Raw genomic sequence first — 16,144 nt, forward strand, 5'->3', positions numbered from 1 at the left:
CAATGGTGTTAGATCAGGTCGGCCAACGGATGGGCCGGCTGCATGAAGGACTGGATGTGGGCGTCGCCCACCTCGGCCAGCGACGCCGGTCGCCAGCGCGGATTGCGGTCCTTGTCGATGATGAGCGCCCGGATTCCTTCGGCGAAGTCACCGAAGCGGGCGCAAGCCACCGACACGTGGTACTCGAGCCGCAACACGTCGGCCATCGACAGATGCAACACCCGCCGCCACAGCGCGAAGGACAGCGCCGCCGACGTCGGCGAACCCTTGACGAAGGTCATCGCGGCCTGGGACAACCATGGATCGTCGCGCAGGGCCAACGCCTGGAGGCGCCGCGCAATATCGGCCAGGCTGTCGTGGCCGATGGTGGCATCGATCAGGTCGTAGTGCTTGCGCACCTGCGACTCGGGCAGCCCTTCGTGCGAGGCGCTTTGCCCCAGGATGTGGCTCAGTTGCGCCGAGTTCTGCTCGGGGCTGTCGAACCAATGATGGGATGCAAGCGAACCCAGCACGTGCGCCTTGAGGTCATGCGCAAGCACGAAATCGACCAGGCCGACGAAGCGGGCGTCGAGCGCATTCATGGGCGCTCCGGTCAATGCGAGGAACAAGCCGCTCTTGCCCGGCGCGCGTCGCAGGAACCAACTCCCGCCAACGTCCGGGTACAGCCCGAGGGAGATTTCCGGCATGGCGAGCCGGGTGCGCGGCGTCGCCACACGATGGGAGGCTCCCGCCAGAAGGCCGATGCCGCCGCCCATGACGATGCCATTGCCCCAGCACAGGATCGGCTTGGGAAAGGTGTGGATCTGGTAGTCGAGCCGGTACTCGCGCTCGAAGAACCGGGCCGCCTGCACAGGGACCTCTCCCTTGGCCGTGTCGCGCATCGACGCATACAGGTGCTGAAGGTCGCCGCCAGCGCAAAACGCCTTTTCGCCCAGGGCATCCAGGACCACGCCTGCAACCCGCTCATCCTTTGCCCACGTGGCCAGCATGGGGCCGAGCCGGTCGATCATGTCGAGCGAGAGGGCGTTGAGGGTGGCGGCCGAGTTCAGCGTCGCATGGCCGAAGCGCCGGCCGCACGCGGTGGATATCTCATCAAACAGCACGCAATCTGCCATCGCCACTCCTGCCCTTCGTGGTCAAGCGTTGCGCCACTGCGGGGGGCGCTTGCCCAGGAAGGCATTGACGCCTTCGCGCTGGTCTTCGGTGTCGAACAAGTCGACGAAGGCTTCCCGCTCGGCCACCAGGGTGAGTGTTGGCGACTGCGTGCGTGCACCATGGATCAGCTTCTTGCAGGCCGCAACGCTGGTCGGGCTTTGGCGCTCGACCGACCTTGCCAGCACCAGCGCACGCTCGAGCGCCTGACCGCGAGGGACCACCTCCTGCACCAGCCCGATACGCAGCGCCGTCTGGGCGTCGACGCGTTCGCCACATAGCACGATGCGTTTTGCCCAGCTCTCGCCGACGTGCCACGACAGCCACTGCGAACCGCCGGCACAGGGCAACAAGCCGACCGCGGCTTCGGGCAGGCCCATCTGTGCGTGTTCCTCGCTGATCCGCAGATCGCAGGCCAGCGCGCACTCAAGGCCACCACCCAGTGCAAAGCCGTTGATCGCGGCGACACTCAGGCCGCGAAAGCCAGCCAAGGCCTCGAACGCCTCGCCGAATCGCCTGGCCATGGCGCGCGCAACCGCCTTGTCCCCATCGGCAAACAGCTTGAGGTCGGCGCCGGCAGAGAAGAACTTCTCGCCACTGCCGGTGACCACGAGGCTGTAGATCTCCCGATCGCCGTTCAGGTCGCCGACCATCTGTGTCAGCGCCGCCAGGCTTTGCTGCGTCCAGGTGTGCGCGGGCGGATTGTTGAGCGTGACCACCGCAACGTGACCGCGCTTGTCGAGTTCGAGGCCGTCGTACTCAATCATCGAATGCTCTCCAGGGCATCGTCCTCCAGCATGCGGCGCGAAATGATGACGCGCATGATTTCATTGGTGCCTTCCAGGATCTGGTGCACGCGCGCGTCACGCAACAGGCGCTCCAGGGGGTATTCGCGGATGTAGCCGTAGCCGCCGTGGATCTGCAGCGCCTCGTTGCAGACGTTGAAGCACAGATCGGTGGCCAGGCGCTTGGCCATCGCGCAATACACGGTGGCGTCCCTGGCGCCGGCATCCAGTTTGCTCGCTGCGAGTCGCACCATGTGCCGCGATGCGACCAGGTCCACCGCCATGTCGGCCAGCTTGAACTGCAGCGCCTGGAAGCTGGCCAGGGGCTTGCCGAACTGCTTGCGCTCGTGCATGTAGCGCTGCGCTGCGTTGAGAGCGCCCTGCGCCGCGCCGACCGAGCAGGTCGCGATGTTGATGCGCCCGCCATCCAGCCCCCGCATCGCGATCTTGAAGCCCTCGCCTTCCTTGCCGAGCAAGTTGCGCGAAGGCACGCGTGCATTCTCGAAAGTGATCCCGCGCGTGGGCTGGCTGTTCCAGCCCATCTTCTGCTCCTTGCGACCGTAGGTGACGCCCGGCGCATCGGCTGGCACCGCGAAAGCCGAGATCCCCGAAGGGCCGGCACCGCCGGTGCGCGCCATCACAACCAGCACGTGCGTGTCGCCAGCGCCCGAGATGAACGCCTTGGAGCCATTGAGGACGTATTCGTCGCCTTCGCGTTGAGCCGTCGTGCGAAGCGAGCCGGCGTCCGAGCCGGCGCTGGGTTCCGTGAGGCAATAAGAGGCCAGCTTGTTCCCACTGGTCAAGAGCGGCCCCCAATACCCCGCGACTTCCTCATGCGCGTTGCTCGTGAGCATCCAGGTGGCCATGTTGTGGATGGTGATGAACGCGGCCGTCGAAGGACATGCGGCTGCGAGTTCCTCCACCACGATGGATGCATCGAGCCGGGAAAGGGCGATGCCACCCCAGCGCTCCCCGGAATAGAGCCCGCAAAAGCCCAGCTCGCCGGCGCGCCGGATCGAGTCGACCGGGAAGATGGATTTCTCATCCCACAGTGCTGCGTTCGGCGCCAACTCGTTCGCGGCAAAACTGCGCGCGGTATCCTGGTACGCGCGTTGATCCTCAGACAGTTCGAAGTTCATGATTTCAGGCTCGCTTGGCGCCGGGGCGCATGTTGATCGGATTTGCGTTCGATTCGTTTCACAGCAACCTCAGACTTCTGGCTGCGTCGCGCAACTCGCCCCGGAAGTCGGGGTGCGCGATGCTGATGAGTGCCTCAGCCCTCTGCCTGGCGCTCTTGCCCCGAAGTTGCGCAACGCCGTACTCGGTCACGACATGGTTGACGTCGTTCTTGCTCGTCGAGACGTGCGTGCCCGCCGTGAGCGTCGGCACGATGCGCGAAACACTGTTCTCCCTGGCGGTGGATGGCAGAACGATGATGGCCTTGCCACCACGCGACCGGTTGGCAGCTCGCACGAAGTCGGTCTGCCCGCCGGTGCCGGAGTACGGGACGGATCCCAGGCTCTCGGAACCGCATTGGCCGAGCAGGTCCACCTGCAGGGACGCGTTGATGGCGATGAGGTTGTCGTTTTGGCCGGCGAGGAAGGGGTCGTTGGTGAAATCGACCGGGTGCATTTCAAGCGCCGGGTTTCGGTCCATGAATTGGTAGAGCTTTCTGGACCCGAGCGCGAAGGTCGCCACCATCTTGCCGGGCAGGTAGTTCTTCTTGCGATTGGTGACTGCGCCGGATTCGAGCAGTGTCAGGATGCCATCACCGAGCATTTCGGTGTGCACGCCCAGGTCATGCTTGTGGCTGAGTTGCATGACCACCGCATCGGGAATGCCGCCGTAGCCGATCTGCAGGGTGGCCCCGTCGGGAACAAGGTCGGCCACGTACTTTCCGATGGCCTTCTGCACCGGTCCGATGGCAGGCAGGCCCACCTCCATGACCGGTTCTTCGCTCTCCACCAGCGCGCTGACCTGCGAGATGTGGATGTGGCAGTTGCCCCCGGCGAAGGGAACGTGCGGGTTGACTTCCAGCATGACGGATCGGGCTTTTCGCACCGCCGCCATGGTGTAGTCGGGCGCGAGGCTGAGCGAGAAATTGCCATGCGCGTCCATTGGCGACGCCATGCTGACCACCACGTCCGCGGGAAAAAGCCCCCGGTCGATGAGCGCCGGCAATTCGGAAAAACAAGCCGGAACGAAGTCGATCCACCCTTGTTGACCGCCGGGCCGCGAGGGGGTCCCGAAGAAGAACGCGAGGTGCCGGACGTGCTCGGTGGTTTCGGCGTCGAAATAGCCGTACTTTCTCACCGGCAGGATCTGTGCGACCCGAACGCCGCGCAACTCGCGGCGCTGTTCGGACAAGGCCGTGAGGATGGACGGCGGCTCGCCGACGCCGGAGGGGACGATCACCGTATCGCCTTCGTGGATCTCCCGGACGGTGTCGTGCGCCTCGCGGCGCTTGTTGAGGTACTGCTCACGGAGCGTCATGCTTTTCTCCTGCGCAGTTCGTTGCCGGCGCATTGCTTTCAAGGTAGTCCGATCGCTGCCGCCGGTCTGTGCGCTGGCGTACCTTGCCGGCTGCCCTGCAAGGATCCGGTGGCCGTGCGAGCCATCAGGATCTGGCACACGCGCACGTCGCGATAAATGCGCTCCAGCGGAAAGTCGTTCAAGTCGAGCCCTGCTCCGCCGTCGTCTTCCGGCACGCAGATGCCGCAGGCGCCCAGCGCCGCGAGTCCGGCGTGCGCCTCCTTCGGAAAGCTGTGGTCGCGGTCCCAGCGCGGTGCATGGGGCCAGGGTTCGGCTTGCGCAAAGGCACGCACGGCCTCGCGGATGGCTTCCTGGTCGCCGTCAGCAACAGGATGAATCTCCTGATCCCTGCGCGGTGTTCGAGGTCAATGCAGCGTGGCTCAGATCAGCTCGATGGCGACCGCCGTGGCTTCGCCACCACCGATGCACAGTGTGGCGACGCCGCGCTTTCCACCACGCGATTGCAACGCGTGGATCAGCGCGACCATGATGCGGGCGCCGCTCGCGCCGATCGGGTGGCCCAGCGCGCAGGCACCGCCATGCACGTTGACGATGTCGTGCGACACACCCATCTCTTTCATGAGCGCCATCGGCACCACCGCGAAGGCTTCGTTCACCTCCCACAGGTCGACGTCTTTCACGCTCCAGCCGGTCTTCGCAAAAAGCTTCTGCACGGCACCGACGGGCGCTGTGGAGAACCACTCGGGCTGCTGTGCGTGCGTGGCGTGGCCGACCAGGCGCGCGAGCGGCTTGGCACCGATCTTCTTCGCGTGCGATGCGGTGGTCATGACGAGCGCCGCGGCGCCGTCAGCGATCGACGAGCTGGAGGCCGCGGTGATGGTGCCGCCATCTTTCTTGAACGCGGGCTTGAGCGTCGGGATCTTGTCGAGCTTGATCTTGCCCGGGCCTTCGTCGATGGCAACGATGGTGTCGCCGCCACGGCCCTTCACCGTCACGGGCGTGATCTCGGCCTTGAACAAGCCGTCGGCGGTCGCGTGCTTGGCGCGCTCGACGCTGGCCACGGCAAACGCATCCTGCTGCTCGCGCGTGAACTTGTACTTGGCGGCGCAGTCTTCGCCGAAGGTGCCCATCGAGCGGCCGGGCTGGTAGGCGTCTTCCAGGCCGTCGAGCATCATGTGGTCGAAGATGCGGTCGTGGCCCATGCGGTAGCCGCCGCGGCCCTTGAGCATGAGGTAGGGCGCATTGGTCATGCTTTCCATGCCGCCCGCGACCATGACGTCGTGCGTGCCGGCCAGCAGCAGGTCGTGCGCCAGCATCGCGGCCTTCATGGCCGAGCCGCACATCTTGCTGAGCGTCACGGCGCCGGCGCTGTCGGGCAGTCCGCCCTTGTAGGCGGCCTGGCGTGCGGGCGCCTGGCCCTGGCCTGCCATCAGGCAGTTGCCGAACAGCACTTCGCCGACCGAATCAGGCGCAATGCCGGCGCGCTCGACCGCGGCCTTGATCGCCGCGCCGCCAAGGTCGTGCGCGGAAAGGGAAGAAAAGTCGCCCTGGAAGCCGCCCATGGGCGTGCGGGCAGCACCGACGATGACGATGGATTCAGGCATGCGGGGTCTCCTTCAATGGTTTGTATTGGGGCTGCACGACGACCTCCGCTCCCCGGAGGCAGGCGGATCGCGCAGTGCAGGCGAATGACTTTGCCGTCGAGCATGTCGTTCTCCACGACGTGAACCCGTTGAAAAGGCGTCCTGAATCAGACTGGCTGCAGAGCTGCCGCCATTGCCACAGCACGCTGGCGCTTCGCCGACGATGTCGTCATCACCAGGGCATGACCGTCGATGACCACCGTATCGCCGACGAGGCATACGGTGTCGAGCGTCACGCGGCGGCGCTCCAGATCGATCGCGCTGACGCTCACCCTGGCGTGAACGGTTTCACCAATGCGCACGGGCGCGCGAAAGTTGAGCTGCTGGCTGAGGTAGATCGTGCCCGGCCCGGGCAGACGGTTGGCAACCGCGGCGGAGATCACGCTGGCTGTCAGGAAGCCGTGGGCGATGCGGCCGCCGAAGCGCGTCGTCGCGGCGAACTCCTCGTTCACATGCATGGCGTTGTTGTCACCCGACACGGCGGCGAACAGCACGATGTCGGCCTCGGTGATCGTCTTGGAGAAGGTCGAACACATCCCCACCCGCAAGTCCTCGACGTCGTGGCCATTCATTTCATTCATGTATCTCACCGGTTGGTTCATGGGCCGGAGGCGGTCGCCGGCGCAGGGTTGTTCGAAGCGCCCGGACCTGGGCGTCGCTCAGACCCGGTGCCGTGGTTGCGCCGTGCAGCACCGTGCTGCGCAGCGCGTCCGCATGAGGCAATAAGTGCAAGGCGTCATTTGCTTCGTTTCAAACGACTGCGGCCTCTTGCAGAACGGGCGGGATCACCTCGCGCGTGGCGTCATGGTGATGGGTCGACGCGGACATCCGATGGTTGATGAACGCAAGCGCAATGGCGCCAAGCGCACCCGCCGTCGCGATCGCGAAGAAGTTCTGCTCCAGTGGCAACTTCAGCGAGACAAGGAGGCCGATCAGCAGCGGCGCCATGATGGCGCCCGCGCGCCCGATCCCCGAGGCCATGCCGATGCCCGTCGAGCGGATCGCCATGGGATAGAACTGTCCGCAATAGGCATAGGCCACGAGTTGGGCGCCCGTGGTGCATGCGCCCACCAGGCCGACGATCAGGTACAGCACTTCCTGCGAGGTCTTGATGGTCATCATGCACAGGAAGACAGCGCCCAGCGCGTACATGACCACCAACACGTACTTGATGTTGAATTTGTCGGCCAGCCAGCCACCCGAGACGGCACCCACGATCGCGCCGACGTTGAGCACCAGGACGAAGGTCAGGGCCGAACCCAGGCTGTAGCCGGCCATCGCCATCAGCTTGGTCAACCACGAGCTGAGGGAATAGACCATGAACAGTCCCATGAAGAACGCGACCCAGAACATGATGGTGCTGAAACCGCGACCGTCCTGGAACAGCCTGGCGACCGGTGCACCAGCTGCCCTGTCTTCGACCGGTACCAGGAACTCCTCATGGGCCTCCATTCGCAGGTCCGGCACCAGCCGGCTGACGACATCTCGCAGATGCGTGTCATCGCGGTGCTTGATCAGGAACGGCAATGATTCCGGCATCATCTTCATGATGAATGGGATCAGCAGCACCGGTGCACCGGCCGCAAGGAACACCGACTGCCAGCCGTACGTCTCGATGAATTGCTTGCCGATGAGAGCGGCGAGGATGCCCCCGACCGCATAGCCTGAAAACATGATCGTCACCATGCGGCTGCGGATCGTCTTGGGCGAGTATTCGGTCATCTGCGCGACGATGTTTGGCAGCACACCGCCGATGCCGAGGCCCGCAATGAAGCGCATCACGCTGAAGGTGACCGGGTCGCTGGTTAACCCGGCGGCCGCGGTAAACACGCTGAACAGGAAGACGCAGATCGAAATGGTCCAGCGGCGCCCTATCCTGTCTGACAGGGTGCCCAGGAAGATCGCACCGAACATCATCCCGAACAAGGCAGAACTCGCCATGAAGCCGGCCGTGGAGGCCTCGACATTCATGGCCTTCATGATGCTGGGAAGTGCGATGCCCGCAACGGCCAGGTCATAGCCGTCGATGATGATGATCAGCACACACCAGGCAAGAACCAGTCCGTGAAAGCGATTGAACTTGGCCTCGTCGGCCAGTTTGTGAACGTCGATGCGATGCATGGTGGACTCCAGAAATCCTCGCAGCGCCGTGACGTTGAACCGGCTTTTGTGCCTGCGCTCGCGGCCTGCCGTGTGAAGGGCGGCGCTTGGGCGGTGACGGGATGTGCCGATGGGGCGCATCCAGCGTCTCGCCGATTTCAAGGTATTACGATTGCACCCACCGGTCTGTGCGTTGGCGTACCCACCCCCGGAGTTCGCGCAGGGAGGGCCGGCACAATGCAGCGCCGGCAGCGCGCCATCCCCCGGTGTCGCCTACCGCGCATACCCACATGAGCGAGATGACCTGCCTGCGTTTTTCTCGCAGGTGACTAGAGACGTTCGAATATCGCTGCAATGCCCTGGCCACCGCCAATGCACATCGTCACGAGCGCATAACGGCCTCCAGCGCGGTGCAGCTCGTAGACGGCCTTGGTCGCGAGGAACGCACCGGAGCAGCCGATGGGATGGCCCAGGGCAATGGCGCCACCGTTCGGGTTGACTTTCACCGGGTCAAGTTCCAGCGCGCGCGACACCGCAATGGCTTGCGCGGCAAAGGCCTCGTTGCTTTCGATCACGTCCATCTGGTCGATCGACATGCCACACTTCCTCAAGGCCAGTCGGGTCGCCGGGATCGGTCCTTCGCCCATGAGCTCGTTCGGAACACCTGCCACCGCATAGGACACCAACCGGGCCATCGGCTTGTGGCCGTTCGCTGCCGCCACGCTTGCATCGGCCAGCACGAAGAATGCGGCGCCGTCGTTGATGCCCGACGCGTTCCCTGCGGTCACCGAGCCATCTTTCTTGAAGGCCGGCTTCATCTTCGCCAAAGTCTCCATGGAAGTCGTCGCCTTGACGTGCTCGTCCGTATCGAAGGTGACCTCGCCTTTTCGGGTCTTCGTGACGATGGGGACGATCTGCGACTTGAAGCGCCCCCCGGCAATGGCGGCCGCGGCGCGTCGATGCGATTCGACGGCCAGGGCGTCCTGCTCCTGGCGACTGATGCCCCATTTGGCCACCAGGTTTTCGGCGGTGATCCCCATGTGGCCCACGCCGAAAGGATCGGTCAGGGTGGCGACCATCATGTCGATCATCCTGGTGTCGCCCATTCGCGCACCATGGCGCATGGCAGGCGACATGTAGCCGCCACGGCTCATCACTTCAACGCCGCCTCCGATGCCGTAGTCGCAGTCGCCGAGAAGAATGTTCTGCGCGGTGGTCACAATGCCTTGAAGGCCCGACGAGCACAGGCGATTGACAGACATCGCGACGGAATCCTGCGCCAGCCCGGCCTGAATCGCCGCGACCCTTGCGACGTAGGCAAATCGGCTGTCAGTGGGAATGGTGTTGCCGACGGTCACGTAGTTGATGGCCAGCGGATCGACGCCCGACCGCGTGATGGCTTCCTTCATCACGGTTCCGGCCAGTTCCGCGGGCTCCATGTCGGCCAGCGCGCCGCCGAAAGTGCCGATCGCAGAACGGGCGGCGCCCAGAATCACAACATCTCGTTGAGTCATTTTGCTTCTCTTTCAGGTTGGTGTTCGCCACTTGTAGGCCCCCAAGCCGCACTTGTCGGTGCGCCAGTGCACCGACACAACGAATATGTGCGTTGGCGCACAGACCCGTCGGCGCCGCCGGACTGGAACTGATTCGACATGACCGCGCCTGGCGGCCGGCTGCGCGGCGTACTTGGCTGCTCGTTCAGTGACCGATGCGCGTCAGCGCCTGCGGCTCGACTGGATGGAAATGCCAGGAGTTCGACGCAAAAAGGCCAGAATCCAGCGTGGACAACGCCTCAACTCCTGCTGTACTTCGCCGCTTCGTCCGGCAGTCGCTGGCAACTTTTTTCAGCACGCTGCAAAAGCGGCTCACTGCAGTCCAGAACCTGTCCGCGGGTCAAGTCTTTGCCATTGCCACGCTCAGCCATGTGCTTCTCTGGACACTGCTGCCGACCTTGTTCCTGAAAAACGCCTCGCTCGACATGGTCGAGGCCCTGGCGTGGGGCCATGAATGGCAACTGGGGTACGAAAAGGATCCACCGCTTTGGCCCTGGATCACCGAAGCGATCACTGCATGGTCCGGCAAGGGACTCTGGCCCGCCTATCTGGCCGCGCAGCTTTGTGTCGGCACCGTATTCCTGGCGACGTGGCATCTGGGGCGACGCGTGACAAGCAATCGGGAGGCGCTGGTCGGCGTGCTGTTGCTGGAAGGAATTTTCTACTTCAACTACCCCACGCCGGAGTTCAACGACATCGTCCTGCAGATGCCGTTTGCTGCCATTTTTGGCTGGTTGCTTCATCGTGCGCTCACTGCCAATCGGCTTGTCGACTGGTGCCTGAGCGGATTGTTTGCGGGCCTGGGGCTATGGTCGCGCTACTCGATGGGAGCCTATATCGCTCCCGTGGTCGTTTTCGTGCTGCTTCACCCGCTGGCTCGACGGCGCCTCGCCCAGCCGGGGCCCTGGCTCATGCTGCTGACCGCATTTCTCGTGTTTCTGCCGCACATGCACTGGATTCTCCGGAGTGACTTCATCTCCATCATCTACGTTGGCGGCCGTGCACCGGCGGTAGGGGCAAGCGCAGAGTATCTTGCCCGGCTTCTGCCATTCGCCAAGGCGCAGCTTGCTGCTTTCATTCCAATGCTGGCCTTGACCGCCATGCTCTTTCGTTGGAGAAGCGCCGAGCCTCGGGAGCAGTCGGATCTGCGCAGATTCAACCAGGCCTATCTGGCCGTGCTGGCTCTGGGACCGATGGCTTTCTCCATCGGCTTGTCAGTCGTCACGCAACGACTGCCGCGGGTCATGTGGGCCGCACCGCTCGTGTGCTTTGCGGGCCTGTTCGCCGCCACGACGATCAGACCCGTCTTGACCCCCGAAAGACTGCGTTGGTTCGGGCGCGCGTGGCTCGTCGTCCTGCTGCTTCCCGCAGCGTCATTCGCGCTGATACAGCTATACCGGCCAACGATTGTGGGCGACGAAGGCAGGACGCAATTTCCCGGCCAGCAACTGGCCTCCGAAGTGACAAGCCGATGGAGCGCGCAAACGGGGAAGCATCTGAGATATGTGATCGGCGATACCTGGCATGCAGGCAATGCGGCTTTCTATTCTGCCGATCGCCCATCCGTCCTGTTCGCGCACTGCGGCTACCGGGGCAACCCCTGGGTGACGCCCGAAAAGCTGAAGGAGTCCGGCGCGGTGCTTGTCTGGGATGCGCGGGAAGTGGGCGTCGGCATTCCGCCGGGCCTTGTTGCACAGTTTCCGGAGGCAGTACTGCAGCCGAAGATTTCTCTCCATCAAAACGTGTCGACATATGAGATCGGCGTAGCACTCCTCTTCCCCGATGGGACTGCAGACAAGTGAGGACGCAAGACCTGCGGACTGACGTTTTTCAATGAAACGAAGCGATTCCAGCGCTTCTCGTTTGAGAGTTGAGGGAGATCCGCACAGGTCCCGAGCGCAGCCATCGCATCACGACCAATGCGGGTTGCCCGATGAGGGGGTTCTCAGTACGGATAGTTGTTTGCTGGTCCTCCATACAGCACGCCAGCTTGTACAAACAGTGAGTAGTTGGTGCCACCTGTCAGCAGCCAATGGTCCATCTGAAACCGGGCCCCTGGCACCTCCGTGAGCTTGTCCACGTGGATCGACGAGACTTCGAGTGGTGTCTTGCGTTTGACAACGAGGGTATCGACGGGGTCTTGGGGGAACTTCAGGAAATACGCTGCGCCCGTTCCGCCATCATTGGAGCGCACTGTGGCTACGCCACCATCGATCACGACAGCGGTTCCCTCGTCCACACCGATGGCATGCGCATTGCGCCATGAGATCCCGTCTTTCACCATCCTTGCCAGGAAAGTCACGAGCCGGCCCATGCGGTCGCGACTGACCAGATGGGCATCGGCAATGGTGTTCCGGAGTTTGGGAACCGTCTCGAGGAAAGTGCTGTCAAGCGTGAGCCTCCGGTCGTAGGGATTGGCGAGTGCTTCGGGTGAGGTGATCGTGTCGTGTTGCGCGGAAAAATCAACGGCGCCCAGGACAGCCAGGCCTGCGCTGGTTCCCCCGATGGGCACATTGTTCGCAAGGAGCACGGATTTGATCGTGCGCTCCAGCGCAGTGTCGTTCCACTGGTCGATGTAGGTCCACTGGTCACCACCGGCGATGAACAGCACGTCCGCCCCTTCGATGATGCGAATGACCTCGGGATCGTTGGCAGCGCCGCGTTTCCTGATCACGAGGGTCTCGACCGAATCGACACCTTCCATTGCGAAAAGGTAGTCGTTGTAGCCATCCTCCCCGGAAGCGCGAATGACGACGACATCGACCTTGTCATCGTCGCGACTCCTGGCCTTGCGGATCATGTCCACAAAGGCCTGATCGACGTCGAGCCCGCCACCCATCAACACCGTCATTTGACTGTTGGGCGCACGCAGTTTCTGATCGGCCGCATTGCCCGTCAGGTAGTAGTCGAAGTCGCTGTTGCTGTGGGTGGGCGCGTTGCCACTTTTCTTGTCATTGCCCGCGGCATGCGCAGGGGAGACAAAAACAAATGCTGCGGCAACCAGCACCAACAGATGTTGAGCCCATCCAGGCCTGGCGTGTCGGGAATGAATTTGCATCGCACACCCTACCGTACCCTCGTGGGCTCGGCAACCGTGCAGGTGAAACAAAAAAACGACCTGTCTGGTTTCATGGCGTGGCCCTCGACGCGGCGGCTGCGCAGTGGCGAGGAAGACGAATGGAGAACAGCACGCCATCCGCATCGGATGAGGTCACCCCGATCGTCCCCGAATGCGCTGCGACGATGGCACGCGCCACGTACAGCCCAAACCCGATGTTCGCGCCCATCGGGTGCGAAGCCAGGTCCTGCGCCCGCCCTTCGATGAAGGGATCGAAGAGTCTCGAAAGGCGTTCCCGGGGAATCGGGTTTCCGAAGTTGTGGACGGCAATCTCCACTTCGTCAGGGCGATTGCCGTCCAGAGTCACGCGCACCTGCGTTTCGGGCGCTCCGTGTTTCAGCGCGTTGAAGACGACGTTCGAAATGACCTGATGCAATCGACGCGCATCCCACGTACCTTGCAGGTTCCCCGCCGATTCCAGCTCGATGATGCGTCCAGGGTTGAGGGCGACGAACTCATCCAGGGTGTCCCGGACGAAACGGTCGAGCTGGATGGATGAGGGCTGGATCGACAAAGCGGCAGCATCAGGGCGGCGAATGGTCGCCTCCAGCAAGTCCCCCACCAGCGCCTTCAAACGGGCCGTGGCGCGCAGCGTGATGTTGGCCTCGAGTACGCCTTCGGGGCGAGCGCGCAATTGCTGCTGTACGCAGTTTTCAATCATGAAGATCGCATCGCGCAGGTCGTGCGCGATCACACTCAGGAAGAGCTTGCGTGCACGGTCAGTCTCGTCGATGGTCATCACGTCGAAGGTCCTGTTTTCAAGGCAAGAGGGCCTTGTCATTGACAAGCCCGGTCAACAGCTTCAACTGCCGGCTCTGCATTTCCAGCAACTCCTTCCACTGGGTTTCGCGCAGCTGGTCCAACTTTTCGTGCAGCAGCATGATCTCCAGTTCGGCCTTGAGGTTCACCTCGTAGTCGTGCTCCGCGGTGATGCGGTCCTTTTCAGATTGACGGTTTTGAGACATCAGGATGATCGGCGCCTGAATGGCCGCCAGCATCGACAGGAACAGATTGAGGAGGATGTACGGATAGGGATCGAAGGTGGTCCCGCGCTGCGCGAGCAGGACGGCGTTGAGCACGACCCACAACAGCATGGTGGCGGCGAAGAGGCCGACGAAGCCCCAGGAGCCCCCGAAGGACGCGACCGCATCTGCGGCGCGCTGACCGGCTGTCTGCCGCGTGTCGAGATCGCGTGCGAGGTTGCGCGCCACGTGGGTTCGCTCGGCGACGTGCTGCGCGACTCTCTTTGCGCGTTCGTCCAGGTCGTCATAGGACGTGCCCAGAAGCCTGGATGCAATTTCGGCGGCGCCACGCATATCGTTCCCACATTTCCATGAGCCGCTGCGACTGCCCGTATGAATGCAACAGGCGTTGGGCACGCCAGCGCATCACATCAGGCAGTAGCGCAGCAATTGAACACTGTGTGCTGCCTTTGGCCACAAGTCTGTGCGTTACCGTACAGACCCCGCCATGTCCTGAAATGCTGTCCCGATCGTTCGGCTGGCTAGAACTGGGCGTCGGTCAAACCCAGCGTGGTGGGCGACCCGTGCAGCACCGCATCGCGAAGCGCGGTGGCCCCGGTGAGAACGTGCAGTGCATAGTGGTGCGCCGTGATCCGCTTGGCATTCAGGAAATCGGCATCCGCGTCGCCGAGCGCCAGGCGCCGGGTTGCGGTTTGCGCTGCCCGCGCCATCAGCCAGCCGGCCATCACCGTGCCGCAAAGCCGCAGATACGGCACTGCCCCAGCCGCGGCGTCGCGCGGTGATGCGGCCAGCAGCCAGTCGCTGGCTTCGGTGAGGGCACGCAGCCCGTCGCCGACCGCCTGCGCGAGGCCCGCGAGCGTCGCGTCATTGGCTGCACCTGGCGCACGAAGCGATTCGACGTCGGCTTGCATCATCGCGATCAGCTCCTTCATCGCCGCGCCGCCATCGCGCGTCAGTTTGCGCCCGATCAGGTCGTTGGCCTGGATGCCCGTCGTACCTTCGTAGATGGTGGTGATGCGCGCATCGCGCATGTGCTGCGAGGCGCCGGTCTCTTCAATGAATCCCATGCCGCCGTGGATCTGCACGCCGTCCGACGTGATGCCCAGCGCATTGTCGGTGCACCAGCCCTTGACGATGGGGATCAGCAGATCGACGAGCGTCTGTGCCTCCTGCCGCACCGCAGGGTCTTCGTGGCCGTGGGCACGGTCCATCTGGCCGGCCGTGTAGTAGGCCAGCGCGCGCATCGCCTCGACGCGCGACTTCATGTCCATCAGCATGCGGCGCACGTCCGGGTGGCCGATGATGGTCGCGCTGGCAGCGCCGTCGCGTCCCAGCGTCTTGCCCTGCACGCGGTCGAGCGCGAACTGGCGGGCCTTCTGGTAGGCGCGGTCGGAGATGGCCACGCCTTCGAGGCCCACGTTCAGCCGCGCGTGGTTCATCATCGTGAACATGCACGCGAGTCCCTTGTTCGGCTCGCCGACAAGCCAGCCGATCGCGCCCGGACCCTCGCCGAACGACATGACGGCCGTGGCACTGCCGTGGATGCCGATCTTGTGTTCGATCGAGGCGCACACGAGGTCGTTGCGCTCACCGAGCGACCCGTCGGCATTCACGAGGAACTTGGGGCAGACGAACAACGAGATGCCCTTCACGCCCGGCGGTGCATCGGGCAGGCGCGCCAGCACCAGGTGGATGATGTTCTCGGCCATGTCGTGCTCGCCCCAGGTGATGAAGATCTTCGTGCCGCTGATGCGGTAGTGGTCTCCATCCGGAATCGCCTTGGTGCGAATGGCTGCGAGGTCGGAACCGGCCTGCGGCTCGGTGATGTTCATGGTGCCCGTCCAGCGCCCTTCGATCATCGCGGGCAGGTAGCGCTGCCTCAGTTCCTCGCTGCCGTGGTGCGTGATGGCCTCCACGGCGCCGAGCGTGAGCATCTGGCACAGCGAGAACGCCATGTTCGACGCCTTCCACATCTCGAGCACCGCCGTCGACACCAGCGTAGGCATGCCTTGCCCGCCGAATTCGGTGCCGGAGGGCATGCCGTTCCATCCGCTCTCGCAAAAGCCGGTGTAAGCGTGCCTGAAGCCGTCAGCGGTGGTCACGACGCCGTTGTTCCATTGGCAGCCCTGGGTGTCGCCTTGGGCATTGATGGGCGCCAGCACGTCGCTCGCAAATCGCGACGCTTCCTCAAGGATTGCCTCGACCAGGTCGCCGGTGACTTCCTCGTTGCCAACCTGGGCGAGCACCGCGTCCAGGCCGCCGTGCTCTTTCATGGCAAAGAGCATTTCATGAATCGGGGGCGAATAGAAGTTCATGG

At 63.6% G+C, this 16,144-nt stretch carries 14 protein-coding genes; 1 reads left to right on the forward strand and 13 read right to left on the reverse strand.

Annotated elements, in window-relative coordinates; all coding sequences use genetic code 11:
• Positions 1-8: 8 nt before the first annotated feature.
• The 9 genes from QTI66_RS09005 to QTI66_RS09045 all read right to left on the reverse strand — a co-directional run bounded on the left by QTI66_RS09005 (position 9) and on the right by QTI66_RS09045 (position 9,687).
• A complete protein-coding gene (locus QTI66_RS09005; protein WP_286559122.1) occupies positions 9-1,115 on the reverse strand; it encodes an enoyl-CoA hydratase/isomerase family protein in 1,107 nt (368 codons plus the stop codon).
• Positions 1,116-1,136: 21 nt separating this feature from the next.
• Complete coding sequence (locus QTI66_RS09010) at positions 1,137-1,919, reverse strand: enoyl-CoA hydratase (RefSeq protein WP_286559124.1); 783 nt, start codon at positions 1,917-1,919, stop codon at positions 1,137-1,139.
• Positions 1,916-3,076, reverse strand: a complete 1,161-nt coding sequence (locus tag QTI66_RS09015) for an acyl-CoA dehydrogenase family protein (RefSeq protein ID WP_286559125.1) — start codon at positions 3,074-3,076, stop codon at positions 1,916-1,918. Before QTI66_RS09015 ends, QTI66_RS09010 begins: the two co-directional genes overlap by 4 nt.
• A gap of 58 nt (positions 3,077-3,134) precedes the next feature.
• Positions 3,135-4,430: an acetyl-CoA hydrolase/transferase family protein gene (locus QTI66_RS09020; protein WP_286559126.1), complete on the reverse strand. Its 1,296-nt coding sequence runs from the start codon at positions 4,428-4,430 to the stop codon at positions 3,135-3,137.
• Positions 4,431-4,468: 38 nt separating this feature from the next.
• On the reverse strand, positions 4,469-4,807 hold the full coding sequence (locus QTI66_RS39895; protein WP_444814986.1) for an acyl-CoA dehydrogenase family protein: 339 nt from the start codon (positions 4,805-4,807) through the stop codon (positions 4,469-4,471).
• A gap of 42 nt (positions 4,808-4,849) precedes the next feature.
• The gene (locus tag QTI66_RS09030) at positions 4,850-6,034 is read right to left on the reverse strand and encodes an acetyl-CoA C-acyltransferase (protein ID WP_286559127.1); all 1,185 of its coding nucleotides are present in this window, start codon (positions 6,032-6,034) and stop codon (positions 4,850-4,852) included.
• Positions 6,035-6,180: 146 nt separating this feature from the next.
• Positions 6,181-6,654 (reverse strand): MaoC family dehydratase, encoded by a 474-nt coding sequence (locus QTI66_RS09035; RefSeq protein ID WP_286559128.1) that lies wholly within the window; start codon positions 6,652-6,654, stop codon positions 6,181-6,183.
• Between the two features lie 169 nt (positions 6,655-6,823).
• Positions 6,824-8,194 (reverse strand): MFS transporter, encoded by a 1,371-nt coding sequence (locus QTI66_RS09040; RefSeq protein WP_286559130.1) that lies wholly within the window; start codon positions 8,192-8,194, stop codon positions 6,824-6,826.
• A gap of 308 nt (positions 8,195-8,502) precedes the next feature.
• Positions 8,503-9,687 (reverse strand): acetyl-CoA C-acyltransferase family protein, encoded by a 1,185-nt coding sequence (locus QTI66_RS09045; RefSeq protein ID WP_286559132.1) that lies wholly within the window; start codon positions 9,685-9,687, stop codon positions 8,503-8,505.
• Between the two features lie 266 nt (positions 9,688-9,953).
• On the opposite strand from QTI66_RS09045, the gene QTI66_RS09050 reads away from it, so the two are divergent.
• A complete protein-coding gene (locus tag QTI66_RS09050) occupies positions 9,954-11,528 on the forward strand; it encodes a glycosyltransferase family 39 protein (protein WP_286559134.1) in 1,575 nt (524 codons plus the stop codon).
• Positions 11,529-11,671: 143 nt separating this feature from the next.
• On the opposite strand, the gene QTI66_RS09055 is transcribed toward QTI66_RS09050, so the two are convergent.
• The 4 genes from QTI66_RS09055 to QTI66_RS09070 form a co-directional block, all read right to left on the reverse strand.
• The gene (locus QTI66_RS09055) at positions 11,672-12,784 is read right to left on the reverse strand and encodes a cyanophycinase (protein WP_286559136.1); all 1,113 of its coding nucleotides are present in this window, start codon (positions 12,782-12,784) and stop codon (positions 11,672-11,674) included.
• Positions 12,785-12,854: 70 nt separating this feature from the next.
• Entirely contained in the window at positions 12,855-13,583 is a 729-nt protein-coding gene (locus QTI66_RS09060) for a sensor histidine kinase (protein ID WP_286559935.1), read from the reverse strand.
• Positions 13,584-13,602: 19 nt separating this feature from the next.
• Positions 13,603-14,160 (reverse strand): DUF1003 domain-containing protein, encoded by a 558-nt coding sequence (locus tag QTI66_RS09065; protein ID WP_286559936.1) that lies wholly within the window; start codon positions 14,158-14,160, stop codon positions 13,603-13,605.
• Positions 14,161-14,348: 188 nt separating this feature from the next.
• Positions 14,349-16,142 carry an acyl-CoA dehydrogenase family protein gene (locus tag QTI66_RS09070; protein WP_286559137.1) on the reverse strand — a complete coding sequence of 598 codons (1,794 nt, stop codon included), beginning with the start codon at positions 16,140-16,142 and terminating at the stop codon, positions 14,349-14,351.
• Positions 16,143-16,144 lie beyond the last annotated feature (2 nt).

Source organism: Variovorax brevis (genome assembly GCF_030317105.1).
GTDB lineage: Bacteria > Pseudomonadota > Gammaproteobacteria > Burkholderiales > Burkholderiaceae_C > Variovorax > Variovorax brevis.

Bases quoted from the DNA above. Each gene is read 5' to 3' on its own strand.
- QTI66_RS09005 (WP_286559122.1), bottom strand. From the start codon at position 1,115: ATGGCAGATTGCGTGCTGTTTGATGAGATATCCACCGCGTGCGGCCGG.
- QTI66_RS09010 (WP_286559124.1), bottom strand. From the start codon at position 1,919: ATGATTGAGTACGACGGCCTCGAACTCGACAAGCGCGGTCACGTTGCG.
- QTI66_RS09015 (WP_286559125.1), bottom strand. From the start codon at position 3,076: ATGAACTTCGAACTGTCTGAGGATCAACGCGCGTACCAGGATACCGCG.
- QTI66_RS09020 (WP_286559126.1), bottom strand. From the start codon at position 4,430: ATGACGCTCCGTGAGCAGTACCTCAACAAGCGCCGCGAGGCGCACGAC.
- QTI66_RS09030 (WP_286559127.1), bottom strand. From the start codon at position 6,034: ATGCCTGAATCCATCGTCATCGTCGGTGCTGCCCGCACGCCCATGGGC.
- QTI66_RS09035 (WP_286559128.1), bottom strand. From the start codon at position 6,654: ATGAATGAAATGAATGGCCACGACGTCGAGGACTTGCGGGTGGGGATG.
- QTI66_RS09040 (WP_286559130.1), bottom strand. From the start codon at position 8,194: ATGCATCGCATCGACGTTCACAAACTGGCCGACGAGGCCAAGTTCAAT.
- QTI66_RS09045 (WP_286559132.1), bottom strand. From the start codon at position 9,687: ATGACTCAACGAGATGTTGTGATTCTGGGCGCCGCCCGTTCTGCGATC.
- QTI66_RS09055 (WP_286559136.1), bottom strand. From the start codon at position 12,784: ATGCAAATTCATTCCCGACACGCCAGGCCTGGATGGGCTCAACATCTG.
- QTI66_RS09060 (WP_286559935.1), bottom strand. From the start codon at position 13,583: ATGACCATCGACGAGACTGACCGTGCACGCAAGCTCTTCCTGAGTGTG.
- QTI66_RS09065 (WP_286559936.1), bottom strand. From the start codon at position 14,160: ATGCGTGGCGCCGCCGAAATTGCATCCAGGCTTCTGGGCACGTCCTAT.
- QTI66_RS09070 (WP_286559137.1), bottom strand. From the start codon at position 16,142: ATGAACTTCTATTCGCCCCCGATTCATGAAATGCTCTTTGCCATGAAA.